17 protein-coding genes are annotated in these 22231 nt (G+C 35.5%); all 17 read right to left on the bottom strand.

All coding sequences use genetic code 11. The features are described from left to right. Nucleotides 1-53 precede the first annotated feature (53 nt). Nucleotides 54-1274 carry a glycosyltransferase family 4 protein gene (locus MKX53_RS04245; RefSeq protein ID WP_340909381.1) on the bottom strand — a complete coding sequence of 407 codons (1221 nt, stop codon included), beginning with the start codon at nt 1272-1274 and terminating at the stop codon, nt 54-56. A 13-nt stretch (nt 1275-1287) separates the two neighbouring features. After that, the gene (gene galU, locus MKX53_RS04240) at nt 1288-2151 is read right to left on the bottom strand and encodes a UTP--glucose-1-phosphate uridylyltransferase GalU (RefSeq protein ID WP_093537350.1); all 864 of its coding nucleotides are present in this window, start codon (nt 2149-2151) and stop codon (nt 1288-1290) included. A gap of 27 nt (nt 2152-2178) precedes the next feature. Next, the gene (locus MKX53_RS04235) at nt 2179-3246 is read right to left on the bottom strand and encodes a glycosyltransferase (RefSeq protein ID WP_340909379.1); all 1068 of its coding nucleotides are present in this window, start codon (nt 3244-3246) and stop codon (nt 2179-2181) included. Further along, on the bottom strand, nt 3243-4358 hold the full coding sequence (locus tag MKX53_RS04230) for a glycosyltransferase (RefSeq protein ID WP_340909377.1): 1116 nt from the start codon (nt 4356-4358) through the stop codon (nt 3243-3245). Before MKX53_RS04230 ends, MKX53_RS04235 begins: the two co-directional genes overlap by 4 nt. Next, nucleotides 4355-5653, bottom strand: a complete 1299-nt coding sequence (locus MKX53_RS04225) for an O-antigen polymerase (protein ID WP_340909375.1) — start codon at nt 5651-5653, stop codon at nt 4355-4357. Before MKX53_RS04225 ends, MKX53_RS04230 begins: the two co-directional genes overlap by 4 nt. 351 nt (nt 5654-6004) lie before the next feature. Then, nucleotides 6005-7069, bottom strand: coding sequence for a non-hydrolyzing UDP-N-acetylglucosamine 2-epimerase (gene wecB / locus MKX53_RS04220; protein WP_340909373.1), 1065 nt, complete (start codon nt 7067-7069; stop codon nt 6005-6007). Next, nucleotides 7066-8664 carry an asparagine synthase C-terminal domain-containing protein gene (locus MKX53_RS04215; RefSeq protein WP_340909370.1) on the bottom strand — a complete coding sequence of 533 codons (1599 nt, stop codon included), beginning with the start codon at nt 8662-8664 and terminating at the stop codon, nt 7066-7068. The genes wecB and MKX53_RS04215 overlap by 4 nt, the downstream gene beginning before the upstream one ends. Before the next feature lie 13 nt (nt 8665-8677). Beyond that, nucleotides 8678-10093, bottom strand: a complete 1416-nt coding sequence (locus tag MKX53_RS04210; protein ID WP_340909368.1) for a lipopolysaccharide biosynthesis protein — start codon at nt 10091-10093, stop codon at nt 8678-8680. Next, the gene (locus MKX53_RS04205) at nt 10094-10825 is read right to left on the bottom strand and encodes an acyltransferase (RefSeq protein ID WP_340761689.1); all 732 of its coding nucleotides are present in this window, start codon (nt 10823-10825) and stop codon (nt 10094-10096) included. It lies immediately after the preceding gene. Between the two features lie 13 nt (nt 10826-10838). After that, nucleotides 10839-12155: a nucleotide sugar dehydrogenase gene (locus tag MKX53_RS04200; RefSeq protein ID WP_340909366.1), complete on the bottom strand. Its 1317-nt coding sequence runs from the start codon at nt 12153-12155 to the stop codon at nt 10839-10841. Nucleotides 12156-12173: 18 nt separating this feature from the next. After that, nucleotides 12174-13187, bottom strand: a complete 1014-nt coding sequence (locus tag MKX53_RS04195) for a Gfo/Idh/MocA family protein (RefSeq protein ID WP_340909365.1) — start codon at nt 13185-13187, stop codon at nt 12174-12176. Further along, complete coding sequence (locus MKX53_RS04190) at nt 13184-13921, bottom strand: hypothetical protein (protein ID WP_340909364.1); 738 nt, start codon at nt 13919-13921, stop codon at nt 13184-13186. The genes MKX53_RS04195 and MKX53_RS04190 overlap by 4 nt, the downstream gene beginning before the upstream one ends. 80 nt (nt 13922-14001) lie before the next feature. Further along, complete coding sequence (locus MKX53_RS04185; protein ID WP_093537252.1) at nt 14002-15117, bottom strand: DegT/DnrJ/EryC1/StrS family aminotransferase; 1116 nt, start codon at nt 15115-15117, stop codon at nt 14002-14004. Nucleotides 15118-15188: 71 nt separating this feature from the next. Next, nucleotides 15189-16253, bottom strand: a complete 1065-nt coding sequence (locus MKX53_RS04180) for a glycosyltransferase family 4 protein (RefSeq protein ID WP_340909362.1) — start codon at nt 16251-16253, stop codon at nt 15189-15191. Between the two features lie 501 nt (nt 16254-16754). Then, nucleotides 16755-17159 (bottom strand): hypothetical protein, encoded by a 405-nt coding sequence (locus tag MKX53_RS04175; protein WP_340909360.1) that lies wholly within the window; start codon nt 17157-17159, stop codon nt 16755-16757. Nucleotides 17160-17248: 89 nt separating this feature from the next. Continuing rightward, nucleotides 17249-19750, bottom strand: coding sequence for a phosphodiester glycosidase family protein (locus MKX53_RS04170; RefSeq protein WP_340909357.1), 2502 nt, complete (start codon nt 19748-19750; stop codon nt 17249-17251). A gap of 39 nt (nt 19751-19789) precedes the next feature. Next, entirely contained in the window at nt 19790-22078 is a 2289-nt protein-coding gene (locus MKX53_RS04165; RefSeq protein ID WP_340909355.1) for a hypothetical protein, read from the bottom strand. Nucleotides 22079-22231: the final 153 nt, after the last annotated feature.

Here is a 22231-nt window from a genome sequence, read left to right as displayed (position 1 = left end):
ATAATCTCACCAATTATACATAAAATATTGTCGTATGTATATCAGGAAGTTGCTTACTTCTTCGTAAGGTTATGCAAGAGATCTTGGACGATTGAAACCCAGCTGTATTCGTTCAATGCTAAATTTCGTCCACATTCTTTCATTTCTGTACGTACTGCCTCATCCATTTCTACAAATGAGAACATCGTATCCGCTATAGAATCAACATTTTCTGGCATTGCAACTAATCCAATATTATTTTCCGTCACAATCTCAGCACTTTCCCCTTTTCCGCAATATAATACCGGAACCCCAGAGGAAGCAGCTGGGAAAATTTTTGATGGGCGAGCTCCTTCAAATAATTGAATGTCTCTTAGTGGTACGATACTTACATCTGTAACTGAGAATAATTTTGGCATTTCTTTTAAAGGTAAATGACCTAAAAAAGCTATGTTCATAAGTCCTAATTCTTTTGCTAATTCATGAAGTTTTTGTTCCTCTGGACCCGCTCCAGCTATTAAGAAGAAAGCATTAGGAACTGTTTCCTGCATTTTCTTTGCAGCGTATAAAATAAATTCCAACCCTTGAGCATAACCCAAATTACCACCATAAGAAAACACGAACTTATCTTGTAGATTGAACTTTTCTACGTACTCCGCATTTTTTTCTTCTGGTTGGAAGAAAGTTGTGTTTACTCCATTTGGCAAGACAAATACTTTGTCTTCTGGCTGAGAGTGGTTAATAATATATGATTTTATACCATCTGTTGCAGTAGCAATTTTCCATGAATGCTTATATAAAAATGACTCTAAAATTTCAGCAAGTTTAATAAAAAATTTATTTTTTACCAATCCTAATTTTACCGCAGACTCTGGCCAAACATCGGCAACATTAAAGACAAATTTTGCACCTTTTAATTTGGCGCCTAATAGCCCCGTTAAGCCTAAAAAGATAGGCGGTGAGTTCACTATAATAACATCTACTTTGCCAGTTTTCATTAATCCGTAAAACGAACTGAATGTAAAGGAAAAGTACGACACTAAACGTTTATAAAATGTTCCTTTTTTAGAAGGATAAATCCAAGTACGATGAACAGGAATTCCATCCCATTTTTCAAACTCATATTTTTTTCCTTTATACTCATCCGGAATAATGCCGTGAGGATGATGAGGGAATGCTGTTACCACTTGAATATCATGGCCTTGAGCAAGAAGTTCCTTACTCACTTCATATACTCGAATTTGTGGTGCTCCTGTTTCTGGAGGGAAATGTTGACACAAATATACAATACGCATTTAAATCACCGTTTTAATCTTTCAATTTATTCTTTAAATATGCCAATAAAGGCTCTCTTAAATCATCACGTTTTAAAGCAAAATCAAATGTCGCTTGTAAGAATCCAAATTTATCACCGACATCATAGCGTTTGCCCTCAAACATATAAGAGTAAATAGGCTCTTTAGCGAGCAAGGAATCGATTGCATCTGTTAATTGAATTTCGCCTTTTGCATCTGGTTGTACTTTTTCCAATTCTTCAAAAATACCAGGTGTCAAAATATAACGACCAACTATTGCTTGGTTGGATGGAGCATCCTTAATGGCTGGTTTTTCCACTAATCTTTTCACTGTATATAAATTATTATCTGCTTCGCTATAGTCAACAATACCATATTTACTTACATCTTCAGTTGGTACTTCATTGACCCCTAAAATACTACTTTGCACTTGCTCATACTTATCAATCATTTGTTTTAATGCAGGTACTTCCGCATCAATAATGTCATCAGGTAGTAAGACTGCAAATGGTTCATTGCCAATGAATTTCTTTGTACATAAAATCGCATGTCCAAGTCCAAGTGGCTCTTTTTGACGCATATAATGTATATCGACTAAATTAGAAATGTTTTCTACTGTTTCTAGCAGCTCTAATTTCCCAGTCTTCTTCAATAATAGCTCTAGCTCAATGGATTTATCGAAATGATCTTCCATCGATTTTTTATTGCGACCAGTTACAATAATAATATCTTCAATTCCAGAAGCAATAGCTTCTTCAATAATATATTGTAGGTTGGGCTTATCTACGATAGGTAACATTTCTTTTGGTAATGCTTTTGTGGCAGGAAGGAAACGAGTTCCAAAGCCTGCTGCAGGTATAACCGCTTTTTTAATCATATCCAATCACCTTTCTCTTCTATACGATTATAGATACTTTTTATATAGCTCTAACATATAGTGCGCATTATCAATCCAACTATAGTGTTCCAATACATGTGTAACTCCAGCTTGTCCCATGGAAGCTCTCAATCCATCGTTACTTGCTAGCTTCTTGAACGCATTTGCCAGCTGATCTGGACTTTCTTTATCGGTCACTATTCCAGTCACATCATTGACTACTACCTCAGGAAGACCACCAACATTTGAAACGACTACTGGAATCCCACAAGCCATCGCTTCCACTGCAGCAACTCCAAAGCTTTCACTATCTTCCGTAGATGGTACCGCAAAAATGGTCATTTTCCGAATTACATTTGGTACTTCTGTATTCGGTACTTTACCTGTAAACGTAGTAACTGAATCTATACCTAAGTCTTTGGATAGTTGCTCATACTCTGCTCGTTGTGGTCCGTCACCTGTTATCACCAGCTCGGAATTTGAAAATTCCTTATGAAACAAAGCAAAGCCCTTCACTAAATCAGCGATTCCATACTTATCTTCCAGTGCTTTTACTGTACCAACAATGATTTTATCAGTAGATTGTTCTGTACCTGTTTCCGGATAAAAAATATTAATATCTACCCCAAATGGAGTTACCTCTACAAAACGTTTAGTATATAAATTTGTCTCTTTAGCCATCACATGACTGGTAGAGAAAACAGCTGTAGCTTTACTTAATGTGAATTCTATTAGTTTTTTATTGAGTTTGCTCTTTTTAGGGAAATCAAAAATATCTTTTCCCCACACCGAAACAAAATACTTTTTATAATTAACCATCGCCCCTAACAATCCATAGCTAGAAACAAAATGAGAATGTAGAACATCTGGCTGCCATTCTTTCAGCATTTTTTTCAACGCAGGAGCTGCTGCTAAATAGGAAGCTTTGCCTGGTAAAGATTTCGGTAATACAACAGTTGGTACTAATTTAGCATTGTCCTCAGAGTAATGATCTTTAAATGTGTATACTTTTACGTCAATTCCTTGGGATTGATAAAATAATGCCCACTTTTGAGTATGAATGGATCTGCTTGGTGCTAATAACGCAATTTTCATTGGTTACCTCCTATTAGCGCATGCGCTGCTTGTTCAGCTCGTTCATTCCATGCATGCTTTTGTAAAAAAGTTCGCTGTATATTTTGTTTGTATTCAGCGAATTGAGATGGGATTCCTTGCATTCCTTCTACAAGACTCTCAGCATCATCACCTGTTAGAACCCCGTAAGGACCAGAAGCTATGAAGTCTTCCTGTGCAGAGCAATTAGTTGCAATGATCGGCAGTCCTGCTGTTAAGTATTCCACCATTTTAATCGGCACTGCAAAATCATTGTACACCGAGCGTTTACGTGGAATGAAAGCAAAATCTACTTCCTCATATACTTTCTGTAATTCTGCCCCACTAACGTGCTTAACCTCTATATAGGATTTGTTTAGCTTGTCCTTATCCGCTCTTGGTAAATCATTAAATTCATCTTCACGACAAACAATAACTAATTTACCATGAATTCCACTCTTGTTTAACGCATCATAGGCATCCACTAATGTAGGTAAGCCGTAATCATCATTATTAATACCACCTACATAAATCCCTTTAAACGGATTTTGTATCTCATTTGTACTTGATTTTATTTCTGTAAAACGTCCTCCTGGAGGAAGCGCCATTTTAGCTGCATTTATATTAACGTACTTGCCCATAGCATCGCTTGGTAAAAAGACCGTATGCACATATTTTCCGTAAAACTTCTCTTCTATCTTATAGATAGATTGCATGATAAATTTCTTTAACCCTTTTAATGAATACAATTCGTCGAATTTCCAGTACACATCTCGATAAAATACTCCGACTGGAATATCGTGTTTTTTTAAAGTTTTAAAGACATCTTTATCAATTTTCCAGTCTTTTGGAATATGCCCCGCATCAGTTAACCACAGCGGTATCGTTTGATTTTCAGAGTAACAAAATAGTGTCTGCTCTAGCTTTCTCTCCTGTAATACTTTATTCCACAAGAGACGACGTTCAGTTGTATTACCTGAAATGATGATAAGTTCTAAATCATGCTTTTGTGCATATAACTCAAAGGCTTTAATCATTTCTACTGGACGGATAGCAGATCCGCTCTTTGGATTTGCAGCTATCGTAAAAGGATAATAAATAAGAATATTTTTCATGCTTTCACCTTTTTCCTCTTCACCTTACTCATAAGGAATGTCCAAATGACGTGAAAATATTGCTCTACTATAAATAATCCTGCTAGCACGACTGTCATAATTATCCAAATAGGATTGAAGAAAAAGTCTGCTGCTCCACCAACTAGTGTTCTTGGAATATTAATCGTAAAGTAAACTGTTAATGCAATAACGACTGGAGTTTTTGGCAGTCTTAAGAAAGCGATATATAACAACTGAATAACAGCCGCTACATAAATAATACATACAATAACACCGACATAACCAAAGGAACCAAATGCTTCTCCGATGAAAATTGTATTTAATACACCGCCAGTTCCTTTATCTACATTTTCAGGGAACACATTTTCCATGACCATTCTTGCTGAACGTACCTGTTCAACATCGAAAATACCAGCAATAAATGACGGCAATCCTTTCATCTCAAGGAAAGCGATTGAATGCGAGTAAGTATCCAAATGTAAAAAGAAAGGAGATATTTGTGCAAGAATAATTCTTCCGATTGGACCAGAATTATAAGACAAAAAGCTCTCTACCTCTGTAACTCCTTGGATAGCTATATACATTATTACTAATAACACAGTCCCTGAAATAACAAAGGCACTGATTTTCTTCCAATTTAACTTTAACGTTTGTGTGAATACACCCGCTAACAACAACATGATGACATAAAAGAAAATAGGTGACTTTGCCAAATCGTATGTAGTTATTACTAAAGATGACATAAACAATAAGAAGAATACAATTTTCCAATACAATGCTTTAGACTGTGTTGTGTATATAAAAGCAATAATAGAAAGCACCGGTGTCAAAGCAATCGCAAATATGTTCCGTATATATACATCTATCCCACTTATTCCTCGCGATGCATCAATACGCATCTTCGCAAGTTCAGAAGTGTTTCCTTTTAACAATTCATATAAAGGAACTGTGGAGGTTTTTAACATTGTATACGCAACGGCTAACACTGATATAGCAGTTAATGCACCAAATGCTAACCTAAACAAGCGTCTATTCTTATCTACACTTGTACGAACGGGTTCGTGTAGGTAGCGGTCAAACTCTTTTTCGGAATTAAAACCGAACATTCTTCCTACAACCAATTGCGTTAATGGAAATAAAATCATTAATATCGTCAACAAAATAAATCCAATGATTCGATATTCCTCATGGTCCATTCTCTTGATCATATAATAATCGTCAATTCCTAAAGCTATCAATAATCCGCCAATATAACTGGAGATAAGGAAAGAATAATAATATATTATCGTAATCATATTTGGCCTTACAGGAGAAAGGCTTCCAGAAACCTTTTTGAAAAGGTATGTGGAAGCCACCACAGTAAAGAGCCATATGCTAAAAATTAACAATGCTCACACCTACTTTATATTCATCAATAACGCCCAGCTTGGATATCTGTGGCATTTGCTAGATTTTTTGATCACTTGAATCACTGTTGATTTCCGTTACAGGCGGACGCTTTCCGCGGGCACGGCTTCAATCTTCTCGTCACTGCGTTCCTGCGGGGCTTTCAGCTCGCGCTGTTCCCGCTGGAGTCGCCGCCTTGCACTTCAATCAACAAGCTCGACTTACATATAAAAAGGACTTACTTACCGTGATTTTCAGAACTAAGCTAAATATTCCTTTAGTAACGTCAAAACTTTCTGAGCTGTGTTCCCATCTCCAAATACAGGTGTGTATGAAGGAGAAACTTGTTTGTTTACTGCTGCTACTATTTTATCTGTATCTGTACCAGTTAAAATATTTGCATCTTCTATTAATGTTTCTACCCATTCTGTTTGATCACGAACTGTTACACATGGTACTTCTGCGAAATATGCTTCTTTTTGTACGCCACCAGAATCTGTAACGATTTTTTTCGCATTTGTTTCCAATGAGAGCATATCTAGATAACCTACAGGTTCAATTACATGTAAATTAGGAATTTCATCTAATTTAAATCCATAATCTTCTAACATATGCTTCGTACGTGGGTGTATTGGCCATACTTTTTTATCGGGAATTTGACTAAATGCATCTAAAATAGATTTCATACGTTCTACATCATCTGTATTTTCTGCACGATGAATCGTGATTAATAAGTAATCTTTAGCTGTTAGATTTTCACGTTCTAAAATAGTTGTAGATGACGCTGCTAATTCTTTGTTGTACAATACTGCATCATACATGACGTCCCCTACGTTATAAACGCCATCTGATATATGCTCGTTTGTTAAATTTTGGATAGCTGTATCAGTTGGGCAAAGAAGTAGTGTAGAGATATGATCTGTTAGAATACGGTTTACTTCTTCTGGCATTTTCTTGTTGAAACTACGAAGTCCTGCTTCAATATGCACAATCGGTACATGAAGTTTAGCCGCTGCAAGAGCCCCTGCTAGTGTTGAGTTAGTATCACCATATACAAGTACAAAATTCGGAGTCTCAGTTAAAATTATTTCTTCAATTTTAGCTAACATTTCTCCAGTTTGTTTCCCATGGTTTCCAGAACCAATTCCTAAATGATAATCTGGTTTAGGAATATTCAACTCTTCAAAAAAGATGTCGGACATATTCGCATCATAATGCTGCCCAGTGTGCACGATAAGTTCTGTCACTTCTTCACGAATTACACGTGATACCGCTGCAGCTTTTATAAATTGGGGTCTTGCTCCTAAAATTGTAAGAACCTTCATTTTGTAATCTCCTTCATCATTTCAATCATGTCTTTTACGATAAATGAATTAATATTATATGGATGTTCATACTTTTTACCATTTCGTGAGAACTTTAACGATTTTATATATTGCTTATAAGTTGGATAAATACCAAACCATTCCATAGGCTCATCAAAGTATTTCCGGTACAGATTTTTCTTCCTATATAGCTTGCGCAAAACAGGATAAAGAATCCCATACTTATTTTTTAATGAATTTTCCGGACCTGGTTTTTGAGGTATTGAATAATAATCTGGATGCATTTTATGCAAAGTATAATCATATAAATATTTTTTATATTTTAAATCTGCTGGAAGCTTACTGAAGAAATGGATTAACCGATCGTCCCATAACGGAAGGGACCAACTTTGGCCAAAATATTCATACACGCGGACAGAGTTAATAATGAATTTAGATTGTCTTTCTCTCCAGTTCCACTCATCTATTAATGAAGACACTCGCTCATTCGTGTAATTGGAATACACTTCTATGTCTTCTATTAAACCTCTTCCTATATTCGTGTTTGCATAAGTTTTTTCACCATTTAGTTCCCATAATCGGAAATGTTTGTTCATGATAAAGGTTTGAATTTCACTCACTTCAAAGTCTTTATCAATAATCGATTCATAGGGTAAGTGACCACCTGCAAGATAATCTAAGGAATGACCTGGAAGGAACACTGCATCCTCTAATTTCTCTTCTTGCACTAATAACTTTGTGCTCGGAAAATCCTGTAAATGGGCAACAGAAACACCATTACTGGAATATACAACATAGTCTTTCCATTCTTCAGACTTGTACATGTCTTCCCACATTTTTTTGTCATAAGCAAAATACTTCCACTTCAGCCCTAACTGATCTGCTATTTGTTTACTAACTGTAGATTCACCATTACCTGGTCTTCCATATGTAAAGGTAGTAATATTCTCTTTTAAACCTCGTTCCACGAGATTCAATGCTATTAACCTAGAATCATAGCCACCACTAAGTGGGATAATTATTTGACGTCCCTTTAAGCGCGTTGCCAAATCATCAAATAATTCTTGGAAAACCTGCTCCAATTCCGCAGCAAATGTATCAATAGACTCGGATTCTTTTTCCAAAACATAGGTGTAATAATATGTTTGCTTAGCTTCCTTAGCTAGTTTTACATAAGAAACCGCTGGTACTTGGAACCAGTCTACAAATAGAGTTTTATCTCTAAATACAAATCCTGTGACAAGAAACTCATCTTCTGCTTCCATTACCATGTCCATGCCTTCATGAGGTGTAATATAATCTTGGACAATCCAATTGGCTGCAGAATCTTGTGAATAGAATAATGGGATGGATCGTTTCATATCTGTCACTAAAGTGGTGTTATGTTCATTCGTGAATATTAATGCATATTCGCCATTCCATTTAGAATAGTCCATAGTGGAAAGCTGTGCTTCATTAAATAGGCTACCAAAATTTTCATGGGTGACATATTGATTTTCATAGTAGAAATAACCTCTGAAAAACCCTTCATACCCTTCGCCTATAATAGGATAAAAATCTTTATGCCTCAGGTTAATTTTACAATTTCTCGCCATGTCATATCCCCCATTACTTTCTATTTACAAAATACTTATCCATTCGAACAAGCAGTACTAAAATGATGAACGCTAACCATACTCCAGCTATTAGCAAATCATTTAAATCCGTTAATTGTATATACACTATGCTAAGTGTAGCAGCGATTAACCAGAAGATTGTCCATGCCATTTTAAATCCAGAGAAAGGTACATAGTATAGCTTCTGACTTTTGCGAAACACCATAAATAGAGCCAAGCAGTATGCTGATATATAGGAAATGACAGTGCCCCAGATTAAGAAACTTGGAACGAATATAAAATTCAATATAACAGATACAACTGCTGCTATTCCAAATGCTATAGAAATGTGTTTTGTTTGTTTGGAATAAAATATCCCCGTAGAAACGATCATATAATAAAAGCTTAAAAAAGTAGCAATTGAAATAGGTGCTACATATTGAAACGCAATTCTAAACTGCTCTGGCATTACTAAAATAACCCATGGCATAACTGTAGCTAACGCTAAAACTCCAAAACTACCTATCAATAAAAATGCTGCATATAGAGTAGAAAATAGTTTTGGGCTACTTTCCTTATCTTTCAATGACATAGAAAAAGGTCTCCAAGCAAGCTGAATCCCACTCGTCAACAAGGTGATGAACGTAGCAAATTTTATAGCGGTACCATAGAGCCCCACATCGCCAATAGTTCCATAACCTCTGATAAAGTAATTATTTGCATTTGCAATAATCCAAAACGCTAAAGAAGCAGGTACTAACGGAGTAGCATAAACAAGTATTTTCTTTAAAATACTCCACTCAAACAGCGGTTTCAAATAAACTCTTACTGGCTTTATCAATACTAAGACAATAATAGCTACACTTATCAAGCGAGCTAATAGTATTCCTTCCAGTGAAGTCCAAACGAACATCAAGAAAAGGAGAGATACGATTGCTATTAAAAGCATCTTGGCAACAGTCATTGCGACTACTTTTTTTGTATGAAAATCGTATCTCAAAATAGTTAGAACAAGTGTCAAAATCGTATCTAAACAAAGTGTACCAAGAGCTATATAAAACAATGTAGCTTGACCAGGAACGTCTAATAGCAATACAGAAAGCCACTCTCCACCGATTAAAAATACAACAAATAACAAAATAACAATGGATATTCTAAAGGTCATAACGGATCGAACATATTTTTCACGTGTCTCTTTATCTTTATACTCAAAGTAGTAATAGGCCAATGCTGAATCTGTACCAAAGATTACTAAGAAAGTAAGCATCGACACATTTGTATCGACTAACTGAAGCAAACCTACTAGCGATGTATCAACTAAATAATGAGCGTACAAAGGAAACAGGATGAAAGCTATTAGTTTCGTTCCTACATTCATAAATGCGTAAAGGAGCGAATCCGCTCCTAAACGTTTTAACTGAGAGAACACTTAGAGAAGCTCCTCTTCAGGTACATTTTTCATGAATTTTGCTGGGAATCCTTTTATAACTGTCTTCGCTTCTGTATCTTTTGTAACGATTGCTCCTGCAGCAACAAAAGTTTCTTCTGCAATAGTGATTCCCGGAAGAATAATAGATGCTCCACCTACACGTGCACCTTTTTTCACAATTGCTCCTTTGATTTTATCAAAACGAGCTTCTGTTCTTCCCATAAAGTTATCATTTGTAGTAGTAACACAAGGTGCGATAAAGACATGATCCTCTAGAGTAGAATGCGCCGTTATATAAGAATTCGATTGAATTTTTGTGCGTTCTCCGATTGTTACAAAGTTTTCTACCGTAACATTACGTCCGATAATAACAAATGATCCAATCTTCACATCTTCACGAACAGTAGCTAAATCGGCTATTAATGTACTTTCACCGATAATAGCACCTCTATAAATAATTGTATTCGCACCAATTGTACATTCTTTTCCTAGTTCAAGGGGTGGAATTTCTTTTGTAATTTGCATTGTGCTCGTTTTAGCTGGCTTCGGTTGCTTTCCAACAACAGCACCATCATCGACAGTTGTTCCATCACCAATGATTGTGTTTGCATGAATAGTCACACGATTACCAATGCGTACATTACTTCCCACTCTGGCCCCTTCTTCAATTACTGAAAAATGTCCAACTGTTGTATTTTCACCTAGCTCCGCAGTTTCATGTATAAAGTTCATGTTCATATCCCCCTTAAAGTTTAATATAACGATTTGGAGTTTCGATTCCTTTGAATGCATTACGCGTATCAAAGATAACTTTAGATCTCTTAGCAATATTTTCATAATCAAAGCCAGTATGATCTGTAGCCAGGATAACCATATCTGCATTATCAAGTAGTTCATCCGTCAATTCTGAAGTATGTAGAACTTCTCCATTTACACGGTAAGATTCTACATGCGGATCCACTGTTTTGAAATCAGCACCATGATGTAATAATAACTCGACTAATTTAAGTGATGGAGATTCGCGCATATCATCGATATCTTTTTTGTATGCTACACCTAAAAGAAGAACTTTTGCATTACGTAACGCTTTACCTTCATCATTTAAGATTTGCATTGCGCGCGTAATAACATAATCAGGCATTGAATTGTTTATTTCTCCTGCTAGTTCGATTAATCTAGTGTGGTAGTTATACTCACGTGCTTTCCATGTTAAATAGAATGGATCGATTGGAATACAGTGACCACCTAAACCAGGACCTGGATAGAATGCCATAAAGCCATATGGCTTCGTTTTAGCTGCATCAATTACTTCCCAAACGTCAATTCCCATTTTTTCGCATAGAATAGCCATTTCATTTGCAAGAGCGATATTAATGTGACGGAATGTGTTTTCAAATATTTTTTCCATTTCAGCAATAGCTGGACTTGAAACTTTATGGACATCGCCTTCAAGAACACTGCTGTATAATGCAGCTGCTACATCCGTACATTTTTCTGTAATCCCACCAACTACTTTTGGAGTATTTTTTGTATTGTAAGTTTTGTTACCTGGATCGATACGCTCTGGAGAATACGCAATGAAGATATCTTCTCCAACAATAAATCCTAATTTTTCCAAAGCAGGACGAATAATTTCTTCTGTAGTACCTGGATAAGTTGTCGATTCTAAAACAACTAATGTACCTTTTTTCGCATATTTTGCGATTTCAGTTACTGAACTTTCAACGTATGAAGTATCCGGTTGTTGATAAATATCAAGAGGCGTTGGTACACAAATAGCTACCGCATCCACTGAACTAATAGAACCATAATCCGAAGAAGCTGTTAAATGACCTGAGTCTACCATTTCTTTTAAGTCATTATCTACAACGTCTCCAATATAGTTAACGCCTTTGTTTACTTGTTCAACTTTAGATTCTTGTACATCAAAACCGATAACTGTATAACCAGCTTTTGCTTTTTCTACAGCTAGTGGTAATCCAACATAACCTAATCCAACGACACCAATAACAGCAGTACGGTTTTCAATTTTTGCTAATAATTCTTCATAGTAATTTGACATATATGTCTCTCCTTTAAATTAACTGAATGTAATACGTTTACCTGTCTCAGATGATTCGATAATTGCTTCTATAAGTCGAACAGGGTTATAACCATCTAAACCGCCAACTTCTGGATTCCGGTCTTCGTTGATCGCTGCAACCATATCTTCAATAATACAGTCGTGACCCTTTTTGCCCCATGGATCATTTTGTATTTTAGTTTTTAATGCTTTTACTTCTTCTGAAGAATAACCTTCTACATCCCATGTATCAATGAATACCGCATTTTTCCCACTAACTTTCACACTAGCAGTTTCACCAAAAATGGATAAAGATTCTTCCAAGTTTTGCGGATAAACAGTTGTAGCTGCTTCTACCACTCCTAGAGCACCACTTTCAAACTCTATTAACGCAGTTGCCACATCTTCTGTTTCTATATCACGGAAGCGTGTAGCGACCATTCCTTGAACAGATTTCACTGGTCCCATAAACCATAACAACAGGTCTAGATTATGTATTGCTTGATTCATCAGGACTCCACCGTCGAATTGCTTTGTACCTCTCCATGGTGCTTGATCGTAATACGCTTGTCCTCTATTCCAACGGACAGTTGCATTAGCATGGCTAATTTTACCGAATTTCCCTGCATCCATTAATTCACGAACTTCCATAATAGCTGGACGGTAACGATTTGGATGAACGATAGAAAGTTTAACGCCTGCATCTTTGGCAATTTCCATCATTTCAAGAGCATCTGAAGAATTTAGTGCCATTGGCTTCTCTGTTACAATATGCTTTTTATGTTTTGCAACAGCCTTCGTTAAGGTTGCATGAAGACCAGAAGGAACACAAATGTTTACTACATCAATTTGTGGATTTTCAGTCAGCATTTTATCTAAATCTGTATATTTCAACACATTTTCATCATCGATTAATAATCTTTCCGGATTTGTATCACAGATGGCAAGAAGATTTGCTCCTTCTGCATTCTGAATAGCAGCTATATGTTTATCTGCGATGAAACCCATACCTACAATTGCAAATTGAATCATACTCTTTTACTCCCTCTAGCTTCTAAAATATATTTCCATAAAGATAAAGTAAGGATAGCAGCCAATATACCAAGAATGAATCCTGCGATTGCTCCTTCTAAACCATATGATTTTGTTTCTACCACATACGTATTTGCTAATGCGGGTTGCTCATAAGTAATTATGTCATTTCTCACACGTTGCTCTGTAGCTAATGCATTTTTCAAATCCATTTCTGCAGTACTTAATAATGCTGCAAAGTTATTTACTACTGTTAAATTTTCTGTTTCACTAAGAATCCCTTTATAGGACTCAATTGCCGTCTGTAAGGTTTCAACTTGGGCAGCCTGCGTATTTGCATACGTTTCTGTTGCTTTTATCACTTTATCATGTTGAACTATTAGCCCGTCTAATAACTGATCATTAAATTGAGTTAACTCTTTTGTTAATTCATCCTTATTATTCCCACGAGTTTCAACTTTAATATAGCTTCTTGTTGGGACAAATACTTCTGTAGTTCCAGTAAAGTGTTGACCATATTTTGTTTTAATATGTTCTGGGTTAGTCAAAGCTTCTAACTTAACAGAACCTGTAAAGATTGTACTTTTCCCTACGTAATCTCCATCTTTAGGTATGACCATTGCGCCAAGGTAACCTAACAAAGCTAAAATTACAGGAATAATAATAAACCATACTTTCTTTTTCCAAAAAAATTCTAATGAATCGTACAAACGATATGTTTTATTTTCAGCCATTTCACTTCTCCTTCAAATCTCTTGAACAGGCAGTTAGAGGGAAACGTAAATAACGTCTCCCTCTACTGTTTATCCATTCATTATTTACTAGCAAAAAACTCGGCAATCTTCTCTACCACGTATTGTTGTTGTTCTTCTTTTAACTCTGGGAACATTGGTAAAGAAAGTGCTTCGTTAGCAGCTTTTTCAGATTTAGGGAAATCACCTTGTTTATAACCTAAACCTTCAAAAACAGGTTGAACATGCAATGGTAGTGGGTAATAAATCATTGTAGCAACGCCATTTTCTTTTAAGAAAGCTTGTAATTCATCACGACGCTCCGTCAAAATAGTGTACTGATGGAATACATGATGGAATCCTTCTACAACTACAGGTGTTTTTACATGATCCGCAACTTTTTCGTTTAACAGATTTGTATAAAAATCAGCATGTGTTCTACGTTGTGCACTCCATGTATCTAAATGAGGGAATTTAACATTTAATACAGCTGCTTGTAACTCATCTAAACGGCTATTATAACCAAGTACATGATGGTAATATTTTGGCTTGCTACCATGCACACGAATTACACGACTTTTTTCTGCAATATCATCATTATTCGTAACGACCATACCACCATCGCCGTAGGCACCAAGGTTTTTAGTAGGGAAGAAGCTATATGTAGCTGCATCTCCTAATTCACCAACAGTAAACTCCCCTTGTTTAGCACCAATTGCTTGTGCTGCATCTTCCACTACAAAAAGATTATGTTTATCTGCAATTTTACGAATGCTTACCATGTCAGCCATTTGTCCATATAAATGTACTGGAATAATAGCTTTTGTTTTATCAGTAATATGTTTTTCAATCTCATTAGGGTCTAAGTTAAATGATACTGGATCAATATCTGCATATACAGGTGTTGCACCAGTTCTTGCAATTGCTCCACCAGTCGCAAAGAATGTGAACGGAGTTGTAATAACTTCATCTCCAGGTCCAACTCCAGCTGCTTGTAAAGCTATATGAATTGCATCACTACCATTCCCACAGCCAATACCATGGGCAACATGACTATATTCTGCAATATCTGCTTCTAGTTTTTTAACATTACTACCAAGTATAAATTGAGAGCTACTCATAACTCCGTCTAATGCTTCTAAAACTTCACTTTTTAATGTTGCATATTGTTCTGATAAATCTAACATTGGTACTTTCATTGTCTCAACACCAACCTATTCCATAAATTAAAATCTAATATAAATTTAAATAAATATGTGAAAAGCACAAATTAATTGCGCTTATACCCAACAACTTTTTGGAATACAGAAATAATTGGCCTGTATTCATCACTCACTAGTCCAATCTTTTCAGCAATAATTTCAAACGCAACTAATATAAACAACAAGATAAATATTGCCCATCGTAAAGTTAGTGTTTCAAATGTAATTGCCGTAATACTGAATATTAAACCAAAACCATATATTACTAATACAGTGTCACGATGCTTCAACCCTAATGCTAATAATCGGTGATGCAAATGCGACTTATCTGCAACAGAAATAGGTTTCCTGTTGACGACCCTTCTAATTATCGCAAAGGACGTATCAAAAATTGGAACACCTAAAATCATAATTGGAACAACAAAGCTAAACAAAGTGACGCTTTTGTATAAACCAAGTAATGACAGTATCGATATTGCATATCCTAAGAACATCGAACCAGTATCACCCATGAAAATCTTCGCAGGGTAGAAGTTATGGAACAAGAATCCAAGTGTACTTCCCAATAATATTAAGGAAAGTGTCAAAATCAACATTTTATCTCCTGTGAAAGCCAGGAACGCAATACTTGCAAATACAATGGAGGAAATCCCAGCCGACAATCCGTCCAAGCCATCAATTAAATTGATAGCATTGGTAATAGCTAATATCCAAAACAATGTAACTACATATGAGAAGATACCAAGTTCGAAAACACCAATGAATGGGATATTTAAAACATCAATCGTTAATCCACTACCCATTACTGCACAAGCCGCTAATATCTGACCTAATAGTTTAATCTTTGCTGAAATCTCGTATTTATCATCTATTATTCCCAAAACAATTATGATCAATGCACCGACCATAATACCAGTAATTTTCGCCTCATATAATCCAGCAACAAAATAACCAGCAACCACCGCTATAAAAATAGCAAGTCCACCTAATCGAGGCATTACGTTTTGATGTACTTTTCTTTCAGAGGGCTTATCAACCGCTCCTATTTTGTGTGCTAGTTTAATAACAAGCGGAGTAACCGCTATTGCTGTCGCCATAGATATGATAAAAGCAAGAAGTAATTTAATATCCAAATATATCATCCTTGTTTTATTATTTTCAAAAATTTAAATGCAACTCCCATTTAGACGTATATGCTATATGAAAGTTTCTTCAATTACTGATTATACTATAAAAATACGGTTATAACCAAATTTAGTATAAAGAAAGAAAAGACAGATTTTTCTTAAACAATCCAGTCAGGTTCGTAATAAAGCAGTAAATTTTAGAATCCACTTCCACTGATCGCAATTTTATATAACTACTTAAAATATCTATTATCAGATTCAATTCTATATGTTAACTGTATTTCAAGATTATTAAAATGGTAAATTATGCATATGAAAATCACAATCTCCATTATAGGAAAGGGTGGCTTGGAAACCATTTGATTGGCTCTGCTATTTCTTTTATAAAATACTTATTTCCTTAAAATTGTAATTAATTATAGATTATCTTTAAAAACATTTAAAGGAGCGCGATATTAGTCGCACTCCTTTGTGAAAAATATAGTTATTAAGAACTCCAAGTATTCTTTAAGAGAACTCTGGCCAGTTTACCTGAAACTGATCTCCCTCAATCTTTTCGAGAGTTCTATACTTGAATGGTACTAACTCATCCAAATTATACTCTTCCAATGCTTTTTCAAGTGGTAGCAATTGAAAACTTTCCTCATCTTCTAGGATCAAATACGCTCCTACTACTTTACCTGCTTCTTTCGTGTTAATACGAATAAAGGCGGGGAAGAACAAATCGTTATTAGATTGTATGATAGAAGAAGCAAGTATTACATTTTTACCATCCTCGACAATACTATCTTGTTCAATTTTATCAAATACCTTTAAAGCCCAAGCTTGTCGCTTATAATAACCAATAATCTTTTCCGCTCCAGCTTCCACTGAGGCGTTTGATTTCTTCGTTTCTCTCTCTTCCGAACTCATGTACTTCCCTCCACTATTAGCAAAAATCCATACGAATTACGTTATCATACATCAATATAGTTCGCAACTACTATTACTATTCTCTTACGTTAGTCTTTATAAATAGATTGAATATCATCAATTATAATAGAACCATTTGTTTTGTTGTTATTATCTGTTTCCATATAACGAACAGGTAGAGCCATTTTCAGTGGATACGATAATCCAGCTGGTACTTCTACTGAAACAAATTGCCAATTAGACCAGTTTACATTTTTACTAAAGTCTAACTGAACTGTTTTACCAGAGGCATCTGTAATTTGAGAACGCAACCAATGCCCCTTACTATCTCCCTTAACCCACATACCAATTTTCTTAGCAGGAGTAGTGATCGTTAGACTAGTTTTTGCGTCCACATACGCACCTGATGTTCCAGTGGTACCTGTAAAGTCATAAACTAGTTTAAGCGCTTTGGACCCATCTCTATCACTTGTAACTGATTCAACCGAAACAGAGTTTACGCGATCACCTGAAGCCTCATAGTTAGAAATACCTTTATTGAATGATTCTAGAATAGTTGGCGCTACTTCTCCTATAACAACAGGAATTGTTGTAGTCTTAGAGCCATATTTTGCAGTAATCGTCCCAATACCATCTTTGTTTGGAGCTGTAAATTTACCATTCTTTATCGTTCCAATAGTCGTTGACCAAGTAAATGCAGCTTGATCTGTAATTACTGCTTGACCATTATTCATTCCACTTGCAGTAACTTGAATAGCTTGTCCTTTATTTGCGTGCAACGTACTTTCGTTAGTCTTAATGCTATCTAACGTATTGGTAACTTTAATTTTAATATTGGTTGTTTTGCCTTCATACGTTACAACGCCAGCATAAGTTCCTGGACCTGCTGTAACTACTTGTTTTCCATTCGTACTTTTTAACACAGAAGAAGTTACTGTGCCGTTGCCGGATACTGCTACAGGATTCATGTATTGATCAATACCTTTAACAGGCACGGAAAGATTAGTATAAGTTGCACCTTGGAAAAGTTCTAAAACATCCGAAGCAGGTGCAATTGTTGCAAGTGCACTTGTCTTATACTTGCTGATAAATAATAGTGTATTAGAAACAGAACGTTCTCCACCATCTGATGGTTTGTTCGCAACAGTCACCTTATTTGCTCCTAGTTCTCTAGCTACTAGAGTTGAAGAACCACCGCCATCGAATGTCATCGCATATTGAGCGCCTAAGTCTTTCATAAGTTTAGCAGTATTTTGTAGTGTCAAACCTTTACTTGCAGTACTACGGCCATCTACTACCGCCGTAAAAATACTTCCGTCTTTTTTAATACCAACTGCCGTACGTGGCGCAACCCCTGCAACTTTGATCGTTTGTAGTGCTCCATTTTTCACTAAATGATAACGTCCACTAATAGATTCACGAACATCATTCCATTCAGTAGGCGTAAAGTTAGTTGTAATTTCTATTTGATCTCCTACTTGAACAGTTTCTAAAAACTTACTTGCAAAATGGTGTCCTGAAAGAATAATTTCTCCACTGTTTAACTTTGCATTTCCAACACTAGAAATATTTTCAGTTACGGTACCTACTAATTTTTCAGAACCATTTAACTTACCAGATTCCACTTTCACTCTGACTTCGGTTCCGAGGTTATTTGTCCCTGTTGTTCCCGAGAAGTCTTTTGTATATATTACTAGGTGATTTGCAGCTCTACTTCTATTAACTGAATTAATAGCATAAGATTGTCCACCATTAACTGTAACATTCATCGCAACTTTTGGAGCACCAATAATAGCTTTTCCATTCCCTTTGATGCCTAATACGGCTAAATCACTTAATGCCGTTTGAGGTGTAGAAACGATAGATCCATCCATCATCATTAAATCGATAGGTTGGCCATATTTATCGAAATAATCTCCATTTACTCCCCCCACTACATGGTAGGAATCGTTTTCAGCCACACTATTCGCCTGTGAAGATGTAGTTTCAAAGCCTTTTATTTGATCTTTTGCTAACTCAGTCTTTAACTCAATATTTGATGTTTTTCCATCATATTCAAGCATAAATAGTTTTTGTAAACCATTCGTTGAATCGATATCAAAGTACTTTTTGCGTACACCAGGAGCTATTTGAGTAATAGATTGGTTAGAAACCTTACCTATTGTTAAAGAGGGTTTATTCTCGACAGGAAATAAATTAGAAACTGTATTTCCTGGTGTTGGTGCCGTCCCTTGTGCATTTGCTAATTCTTTTAACTTTGCTTTAGATGGTGTTTTATAATCAACATAGCCTGCCATTTTCGTAATGTACATGCCACCACCTAAACCATACTGGCCCCCGTACATATTGTCGTATCGATAAACTCGATATTGCTCACCTGGTTTTAATATTCTTTCAAATACTAATCCCTCTGAAGTACGCTTCCATAAGTTTATAGGTTTAATAACCTTAATCTTCCCTGCTTGTCCGGGCACCATTAAAATCCCATCCCAATAAACTTTTGTAGTTTGTGCTTCTACGTGATTTGTTTGAAATAATCCACCCATGGCTACTGCAAAAATAATAAAAAGATATAGCAATTTTTGTTTCATTTAAGTTACATTCTCCTTCGCTTCGTTGAACTTTTATCGCTATTCGTTTTCCTTCACTTTACGATTTTGTTCGATTGTATATTTCCATAAATTACTGCCATCGTAGTAATATAAATTACCGTTCAAATCTTTCTCAAGGCCGTAAACGCCTTTATCTTTTAACCACTCAACTTTTAATGTATCTTTTGTCACTTTGAATAATTTACCTTCAACGCTTCCGTATATAAATCCATCAACGTTCTCAAGGATTTGAGCATTACGGAATCTGCCGGAGATTAATGGTAGTAATTCAACTGTTTTAACATCTGTCCACTCATCTGTGTAGACGAATAACTTTCCGTCCGCCATACCCCAAACTTTATTATCTTTATCTACTATTAAACTAGTAACCATACTCGCACTAAATGGAAGTTGAATATACTTCTTGTCTTCCGGAGTACTTCTATTAAAGTAGAACAGTCTTGCTCCCCTTGGATTTACTTGTTGGTTTGCATGAATAGACGTACCACCAAATACCTGTGTTCCTCTACTAACAAGCGAAACAATACTTTGGTTATAAATATAATTCTCGTAAATCTCCATTTTTTCTGTTGTTGTATCATAGAATGCTAAAGCTCCGCCACCAACACTTGTATCTGGCAAGGTTCCAAAAATGATTTCTTTACCATTGTTATATGGTGCTACAGCAGTCGTACGTTCTTGACCATATTGATTCATACGAATAACTTCTTTCGGATTTCCAGTAGACCATTCTTTTTCACGATCATAAACTAGTAATCTTGCTAGCGGGTAAGCGCCTATATATAGCTTGTTATTAATATCAAACATAGATTCAATTTGGCTGATATTACGGTACAATTCTTTGTTTCCTGTTTGTACATCATAAACACCAAGTCCACCAGACATATATCCGTTAGCAAAAATTTTCTTGCCATCTGAACTTGAAGCAAGTGTATACAACTCTACTGGCTGTTCTGGTAATTCAAATTGGTGGTAAGTCATTTCACCTGTTTGAGGATTATATTCAAAATGTTGCCCTAAATTATCCACCATCCCAGAAAGAACAAATTCTTTTGGCTCTTCTTCGATAGGTTGTTCTTCTATTACTATTCCTTCTTTATTAGGAATTCCTTTATCGATTGGATTTACTATGACTGGTAGAGCATTTTCAATTGGTTTTTCTTTTCCAGACTTGTCTAGTACTCCTCTTAAAATCGTATCCTTAGACTTATCTTGAATCTCTTGTTCTGATGTTGGAGTTTCTTTAATGATAAAGTCTAAGTTAATAGCTTCTGTTCCTTTTGGTAAATAGACACCTAGCTCTGTATGTTCTTTCGTTTTTAAATTATATTTAATGAGCTGTTGCGCTTTTGTATAATACAATGCATCCTCATTTGGAGATAGTACTGAAACTGTTTTAGAATTCAATTCAAACTCATCAACAACTTTTAATGTTTTACGATCAAAGATTACTGCTAGATTCGAAGGATGTAATCTTGCAATAATATAGTCTTCCGTTAGAACTAAATCCTGTGCATATTTTTCAGACATATATTTAGAAGGTAAAAATGAAGTGAAATTTTTTGTTTTAGGCTTTTTCACCAATAAATCCATTGGAGATCCAATTGAAACATAGATTTCATCTTTCTCTTCATCTGCTACAATTGCTTTCACAAATTCCCTTCTTTTCCGAATTTGACCAAATTCTTCAATTTCTTTTTTGTCTGTATCAAAAGCAACTAAACTTCCTCCATATGCAGAACCTGCATATACTTTGTTACCAGAAACGATTAAATCTTGTATAGATGTATCGCTTTTATTCGAAAAAATAGCACCATGCTTTTCAAATTCCTCTGAGTTAGGATCATAGCTGTACAACGTACTAGAAACAGAACCACCAACCCATAACTTACCGTTTACATCTACATCAAGACCCCATGCACTTTTTGAATCTTCCAACGTAAACGTATGTAGAATTTCTTTTGTAGCATAACTAACAACTACTAAAGCTGCAGGAGAACCATGCATGATGTAATAGATGAAGTACTCTCCCTTTTCATTTGCTGCAATTTTCGAAGAAACTGCTGATGATTTGAATATCAACGAACCAAGATTTTCATAACCTTCTAAAATAACCTCTTCTTCCGGCTCAGCTTCAACCGCATCCTCTAGCCATTCTTCGGAATCACCTTCTACTTCAATAATATTTTCTACTTCTACAACGTTCTCTATCTTTACTTCCGTGGCTTTTAATCCTTCTGCATAAACGGGTGAACTTATTGGAGCAACTAACATAATACATACCATAGATTTGTAAATTTTTCTCATTTTATAACCCCTTTCCCTACTATTCTAACATTAACATCTATTGGTAACATTTAAAACTTATTGTTGTAATATAATTGAAATATAAGCACTTTATCTTACAAATGCTCACTTATATAATTCATGATATAATGGAGTTTGGAATTTAAAAGTAGG

Origin of the sequence: Psychrobacillus sp. FSL K6-4615, assembly GCF_038008225.1 — a bacterium.
In the GTDB taxonomy this organism is placed as follows: Bacteria; Bacillota; Bacilli; order Bacillales_A; family Planococcaceae; genus Psychrobacillus; species Psychrobacillus psychrotolerans.
This window is presented reverse-complemented; position numbering and strand designations above follow the sequence as displayed.

What these genes read in the sequence shown, in the direction of transcription:
- MKX53_RS04245 (WP_340909381.1), bottom strand. Translation starts at nt 1,274, where the DNA reads ATGCGTATTGTATATTTGTGTCAACATTTCCCTCCAGAAACAGGAGCA.
- galU (WP_093537350.1), bottom strand. Translation starts at nt 2,151, where the DNA reads ATGATTAAAAAAGCGGTTATACCTGCAGCAGGCTTTGGAACTCGTTTC.
- MKX53_RS04235 (WP_340909379.1), bottom strand. Translation starts at nt 3,246, where the DNA reads ATGAAAATTGCGTTATTAGCACCAAGCAGATCCATTCATACTCAAAAG.
- MKX53_RS04230 (WP_340909377.1), bottom strand. Translation starts at nt 4,358, where the DNA reads ATGAAAAATATTCTTATTTATTATCCTTTTACGATAGCTGCAAATCCA.
- MKX53_RS04225 (WP_340909375.1), bottom strand. Translation starts at nt 5,653, where the DNA reads ATGATTACGATAATATATTATTATTCTTTCCTTATCTCCAGTTATATT.
- wecB (WP_340909373.1), bottom strand. Translation starts at nt 7,069, where the DNA reads ATGAAGGTTCTTACAATTTTAGGAGCAAGACCCCAATTTATAAAAGCT.
- MKX53_RS04215 (WP_340909370.1), bottom strand. Translation starts at nt 8,664, where the DNA reads ATGGCGAGAAATTGTAAAATTAACCTGAGGCATAAAGATTTTTATCCT.
- MKX53_RS04205 (WP_340761689.1), bottom strand. Translation starts at nt 10,825, where the DNA reads ATGAACTTTATACATGAAACTGCGGAGCTAGGTGAAAATACAACAGTT.
- MKX53_RS04200 (WP_340909366.1), bottom strand. Translation starts at nt 12,155, where the DNA reads ATGTCAAATTACTATGAAGAATTATTAGCAAAAATTGAAAACCGTACT.
- MKX53_RS04195 (WP_340909365.1), bottom strand. Translation starts at nt 13,187, where the DNA reads ATGATTCAATTTGCAATTGTAGGTATGGGTTTCATCGCAGATAAACAT.
- MKX53_RS04190 (WP_340909364.1), bottom strand. Translation starts at nt 13,921, where the DNA reads ATGGCTGAAAATAAAACATATCGTTTGTACGATTCATTAGAATTTTTT.
- MKX53_RS04185 (WP_093537252.1), bottom strand. Translation starts at nt 15,117, where the DNA reads ATGAAAGTACCAATGTTAGATTTATCAGAACAATATGCAACATTAAAA.
- MKX53_RS04175 (WP_340909360.1), bottom strand. Translation starts at nt 17,159, where the DNA reads ATGAGTTCGGAAGAGAGAGAAACGAAGAAATCAAACGCCTCAGTGGAA.
- MKX53_RS04170 (WP_340909357.1), bottom strand. Translation starts at nt 19,750, where the DNA reads ATGAAACAAAAATTGCTATATCTTTTTATTATTTTTGCAGTAGCCATG.
- MKX53_RS04165 (WP_340909355.1), bottom strand. Translation starts at nt 22,078, where the DNA reads ATGAGAAAAATTTACAAATCTATGGTATGTATTATGTTAGTTGCTCCA.